The 4,858-nt window shown below is 34.4% G+C and carries 6 protein-coding genes; 3 read left to right on the top strand and 3 right to left on the bottom strand.

Going from position 1 to position 4,858, the window contains the following annotated elements; translation table 11 throughout:
- On the bottom strand, nt 1–355 hold a 355-nt coding region (locus AWW83_RS09750; protein ID WP_320409432.1), incomplete at its 3' end, for an OB-fold nucleic acid binding domain-containing protein.
- A 92-nt stretch (nt 356–447) separates the two neighbouring features.
- Here AWW83_RS09750 and AWW83_RS09745 point away from each other — a divergent pair.
- The 3 genes from AWW83_RS09745 to AWW83_RS09735 are packed head-to-tail and all read left to right on the top strand — an operon-like array spanning nt 448 to nt 2,337.
- A complete protein-coding gene (locus tag AWW83_RS09745) occupies nt 448–657 on the top strand; it encodes a hypothetical protein (protein ID WP_092351171.1) in 210 nt (69 codons plus the stop codon).
- Nucleotides 644–1,303: a class II aldolase/adducin family protein gene (locus AWW83_RS09740; protein WP_092351170.1), complete on the top strand. Its 660-nt coding sequence runs from the start codon at nt 644–646 to the stop codon at nt 1,301–1,303. The genes AWW83_RS09745 and AWW83_RS09740 overlap by 14 nt, the downstream gene beginning before the upstream one ends.
- 5 nt (nt 1,304–1,308) lie before the next feature.
- Nucleotides 1,309–2,337: a D-alanine--D-alanine ligase gene (locus AWW83_RS09735; protein ID WP_092351169.1), complete on the top strand. Its 1,029-nt coding sequence runs from the start codon at nt 1,309–1,311 to the stop codon at nt 2,335–2,337.
- A gap of 3 nt (nt 2,338–2,340) precedes the next feature.
- Here the strand turns inward: AWW83_RS09735 and AWW83_RS09730 are convergent, their stop codons facing one another.
- Both AWW83_RS09730 and AWW83_RS09725 read right to left on the bottom strand, forming a co-directional pair.
- Nucleotides 2,341–4,191: a TIGR03545 family protein gene (locus AWW83_RS09730; protein WP_092351168.1), complete on the bottom strand. Its 1,851-nt coding sequence runs from the start codon at nt 4,189–4,191 to the stop codon at nt 2,341–2,343.
- Complete coding sequence (locus tag AWW83_RS09725) at nt 4,188–4,715, bottom strand: TIGR03546 family protein (RefSeq protein ID WP_092351167.1); 528 nt, start codon at nt 4,713–4,715, stop codon at nt 4,188–4,190. The genes AWW83_RS09730 and AWW83_RS09725 overlap by 4 nt, the downstream gene beginning before the upstream one ends.
- Between the last annotated feature and the right edge of the window lie 143 nt (nt 4,716–4,858).

Below are 4,858 nucleotides of genomic sequence, written 5' to 3'. Positions count from 1 at the left end.
TTTCGCCTTTAACTCCACTTATATCGCCAATATCAAGAAGTTTCAAAATGACATACTTATCCCCGAGAATATCTTTTTTGAAGAAAAACTGGATTTTACCTTTTGAATCATGAATGTGTGAAAAAGTTGCCTTCCCCATCCTTCGTATTGACATAATTCTCCAAGCAATTGAAACATTCATCGGCGGGTCTTCATCTTTGAAATTTTCAAGAATTTCCTTTGAATAAGCATTTACAGGAAATTCATAAGGATAAGGATTGATGCCGAGTTTTTTCAACTCTTCAAGTTCTTCAAGTCGTCTTTTCATCAACTGGTTAAATTCTTCCCAGTATTGAAGTTTGAGTTCGTCCTGCAAAACCAGTATCTCGCTTTTGTTTTTTATTGTTTTTAATTTAATTAAATTTCAGAAAAAAATGAAAACGCTTCCAAAAACAAATTGAGAAAGATATGAAAATCTCACAAAAAACTTTCAACTGGATAACTTACACAAGTTTGGCAATTTTAATTTTGCTTCTTCTTGGCATGCTCACAAGAACCATTCCACCGCAGTATTATATGCATACTCTTGTTGTTGCGATTGCTCTTTTCGTTTTGAGAATTTTTCTACGAATTCAAATGTATCGCCAAGCAAGGTCTGAAGAAAATGAGAAAAATTAAAGACAAAATAATTCAAGAGATAGTTGAAATCGCACACATAATTTATCAAAAAGGTTTTGTTTCGGCAACCGATGGGAATATATCCGCACGACTTCCAAATGGAAACATACTTTGCACGCCGACATCTGTAAATAAAGGCGAAATCAAGAAATCCCACATCGTTGAGATTGACGAAAATGGAAATTTAATTTATGGAATTCACAAGCCATCAACCGAAATTAAAATGCATCTTTTTATTTACAAAAATCGTGATGATGTAAATGCAATCGTTCATGCGCATCCACCTTTTGCCACATCTTTTGCCGTCGCTGGTTTATCGCTTGAAAATTATGTCCTTCCAGAAGTAATTGTAAACCTCGGCAAAATTCCACTTGCAAAATATGCAACTCCTTCAACCGATGAGGTTGCACAATCAATCCAACCTTATGTTAAGAATCACGATGCATTCTTGCTTCAAAATCACGGTGCAGTGACGCTCGGCGTAAATTTGAAAGATGCGTTTTACAAAATGGAAAAACTTGAACATTATGCTATGGTTATTTTGCTTTCAAGGGTTCTCGGTGGTGAAAAAGTTTTGTCCAATGAAGATATATTAAAACTTGCTGAAATAAGTTTAAAGTCATACGGGAAACAAATTAAAATTTAGGATTTATGAGACAAATAAAAGTTGCGGTTCTTTTAGGTGGGACTTCACCAGAAAGAGATGTTTCAATAATTTCAGGAAAATATGTAACCGAAGGATTGAGAGAAGCGGGTTATATCGTCAAGCCAATTGATCCAGCGCTTGGCGTCAATCAACCAGAAAATGAGGAAGAACTTTTTATAAGCGCAATAAAAGAAACACCGCCAACGGAAGAAGAACTTGCGAAGTTTTCAAATAAAAATGTAATTGAGTGCATAAATTCACACTTGCTTGATGATGTTGATGTCGTTTTTATCATCCTTCACGGAAAATGGGGTGAAGATGGAACTGTTCAAGCATTGCTTGATCTTCGTGGGATAAAATATACTGGCTCTGGTGTTCTTGCAAGCGCAATTGGAATTGACAAAAATATGTCAAAAATTGTTTTTAAACATTACGGCGTTCAAACTCCCGACTGGTTCACAGTTAGAAAAAACAACTTTGATTTAAAAGAAATACGCACAAAAATTGAAAAATCTTTTTCTTACCCATGTGTTGTTAAGCCAAATGATCAAGGTTCAACTGTTGGTTTAACGGTTGTGAAATCTCCCGAGGAAATTGAGCAAGCGATTGAACTTGCTTTCAAGTATTCTGACCTTATAATTGTTGAAGATTTCATTGATGGAAAGGAATTAACAGTTGGGATTCTTGGAAATAAGGCTTTGCCAGTGATAGAGATAATTCCAAAGGGTGGAATTTATGATTATTATCACAAATACACGAAAGGAGCAACTGAATATATTGTCCCTGCCGAAATCCCCGAAGAATGGACACAAAAATTGCAGGAGCAAGCGCTCCTTGCTTTTGAATCCATCGGTTGCAAAGGTTTCGCAAGAGTTGATTTCAGAGTCAAAGAAAATGGAGAAATATATTGCCTTGAAATTAACACAATTCCAGGAATGACGGGAACAAGTTTAGTTCCAAAAGCAGCAAAAGCAGCTGGTATTGAATTCCCAGAACTTGTTGATAGAATTGTTAAGCTTGCTCTTGAAGATTAAATTTCACTTAAATATCCTTTCAAGTATGTTTCCGCTTCTTTTCTTTATCTCTTTGTCAAGTTCTTGTAATTTAATGTTTCTTAAATTCTCAACCTCGGCAACTTTGATATTGTAAGATTCAAGTTTGTTGTTGAGCTCTTTAATTTTCTCATCAATTTGCCTTTCAAATTCAACTCTGTATTTCTCAACTCGCTCTCTCACCAAATTCTCAAGTTTTCTTTTGATCTCTTCAACTTCCCTTCCGATTGCTTGCTTAAAACCATTTGTCAATTGCACATCAAGAGATGAGTTAAAGTTTACGCTGACTTTGTTATCTTTAACCGCAAGATAAACATTTGCATCAATTTGCTTTAAAGATGAAAATGTATTTTTAATTATGTTATCAACCATTCGCTCGTATTCATTTCTGAAATTAACACTTTTATAATCAAAGTTGGGGTTTAAAGCCAAAAACTTTATTGAAGAATTAACATCAGCCCCAAACTTTGATAACTCTACAACGACATTACCCGTGGTTGTTTTAATTCCAGCAGGCAAATACTTTACATCATGCCCAAAGTTGAAATTTACAATTGGAAAATTCAAAATTGAAAACTTTAAGTTTTGTTTGCTTGGCGATGAGGCAAGATCAAGAAGCAAGAACAAGTTCAACTTTGCCTTATCAGGTCTATCGCCAGTGATTTCAACAGTGGTTGGAAGTCCGAGAACTTGTGGTTGAGATGTGACATTTTTTATTTCACCTTTTATGTAAAAGCCAGCGTTTGTTTCTCCTGAAATCGCACAATTCTTAAGCCAAAAATCAGGCAGGGCTTTTTCCTTAACAAAATGAATATCTTGCCCTTTCAATCTCGGTGGTCTTTTCTCTTTTTCCGGCTTTACTGATTGAAGTTTGTTAACAATTCTCTCAGCACGATTTGAATAATCAAGATAAGTCAAATAATAACTCAAAATTTTCGGACCAAGCAGATATTTTACCACATTAAAAGTTGAAATCTCCGGAAGTTTTGCAAAATCTTTGACACGAGCAAAATCTTCCTTCACCCATGATTCAATGTTTCGCTTTGATTCGTTAAATGAATTTAAAATCTCTTTAACCTGTTTATCTTTTCCACGATATTTCTCTTTAAGTTCGTTTATCTGCTTTATTGCCCCTTTCACAGTTTCATAAGTTCTTTTTAAGTCATCAATGGTTTTTATACCGCTTACATTTATGGTTTTCAAATTTGCTTCTATGCTTTTCAGCGTGTTAAAATCGTTTTCAATGTTTTCAATTTCTTTTTTCACATTTTCAATTTGTGAAGTGAAGACATTTCTAAGTGAGTCAATTTTTTGCGGAGTTTGAAGATTAGCTTGATTGATTATTTCTTCTGGTTTGATATTTTTTATTTCAGAGACAAATTCAAATGCGGGTGCAGATGAAACTTCTTTCATAAGATAAGCAAATTGCTGTTCAAAAAAACTTGGCTCTTTCGGTTTTTCTTCTGGCTTTTTCGGCAATCGCCCATCTGTTTTTCTATCAGTAAATGTTTTTATGTTCAAAATATGCATGTTTTCAATCACAAATTTACGCTTCAAAAGAGCAGGAATAGAAATTTTAAATTCAACAGGTCCAGTTTCAATCATATTTTTCATCGTGTATTGCGGATGTGTAATTTGAATCCTTTGCCATTTGATATAACCCTTGAAAATTGAAACATCAAGATTATCAATTTCAACTTTTGCCCCAACGATGTTAGAGCCAGCTTTTTCAAGCTGATTTTCAAGCCATTTGTCGGTAAGAAAAATGTTTAACAAAACGATTAACGAAACAACGATAAAAAGAAAAATCAAGCCAGATTTTCTTATGTATTTCATAACTCGCTCAACACTTTTGCTTTTTGATAAATGTCGTAAATTTTTGATGCTTTTATCATTTTAATTACGCCAAGTTTTTGAACTTTCGGATCAACTTTTTCGCGATAATTTTTAACAAACCACTTAACACCAAGATAAACTGGCACGGTCAATAAAACCGATGCAAGCGTGCTCCCCATAACAACAGTATTGTAAAATCTCGTGAATGGAATAATTGATGTTTGATATAGATTTGTCCAGAACCCGCGCAAGAAATCTAAATCAACAAGAACCCAGTATCCAAATGAATGGAAAAATGGATCAAATATGTATGCTATTGAAGCGAAGATAGAGATAGCCAATAAAACTGCTCCGAAATTAACATTGAAAAGAATAACAAGAATCCAGATGATAAAACTATGCAAAGTATTCCAAGGTATTAGCCCGAGATACATTCCAAATGTAAATCCAGCTGCTACTTGCCCAGGGGTTCCTTGAGAACGCAAAATTTTTATGATTTTTGCAATCACCTGCAAAATTAGCATATTCTTTTCAAAAAAATTTTATTTTCAAATATGAATTGCTTCTTTTAAAGAATCTGCGGATGCTTCCATAAGTGTTTCAGCAAGCGTCGGATGAGCGTGGATTGTTTTGGCGATTTCAAATGCTGTGCTTTCAAGCGTCTTCG

Origin of the sequence: Candidatus Chryseopegocella kryptomonas, assembly GCF_001536065.1 — a bacterium.
GTDB classification, from domain to species: domain Bacteria; phylum Bacteroidota; class Ignavibacteria; order Kryptoniales; family Kryptoniaceae; genus Kryptonium; species Kryptonium kryptomonas.
This window is presented reverse-complemented; position numbering and strand designations above follow the sequence as displayed.

Coding starts and splice junctions, on each gene's coding strand:
- AWW83_RS09725 (WP_092351167.1), bottom strand. CDS start 4,715: ATGCTAATTTTGCAGGTGATTGCAAAAATCATAAAAATTTTGCGTTCT.
- AWW83_RS09735 (WP_092351169.1), top strand. CDS start 1,309: ATGAGACAAATAAAAGTTGCGGTTCTTTTAGGTGGGACTTCACCAGAA.
- AWW83_RS09745 (WP_092351171.1), top strand. CDS start 448: ATGAAAATCTCACAAAAAACTTTCAACTGGATAACTTACACAAGTTTG.
- AWW83_RS09740 (WP_092351170.1), top strand. CDS start 644: ATGAGAAAAATTAAAGACAAAATAATTCAAGAGATAGTTGAAATCGCA.
- AWW83_RS09730 (WP_092351168.1), bottom strand. CDS start 4,191: ATGAAATACATAAGAAAATCTGGCTTGATTTTTCTTTTTATCGTTGTT.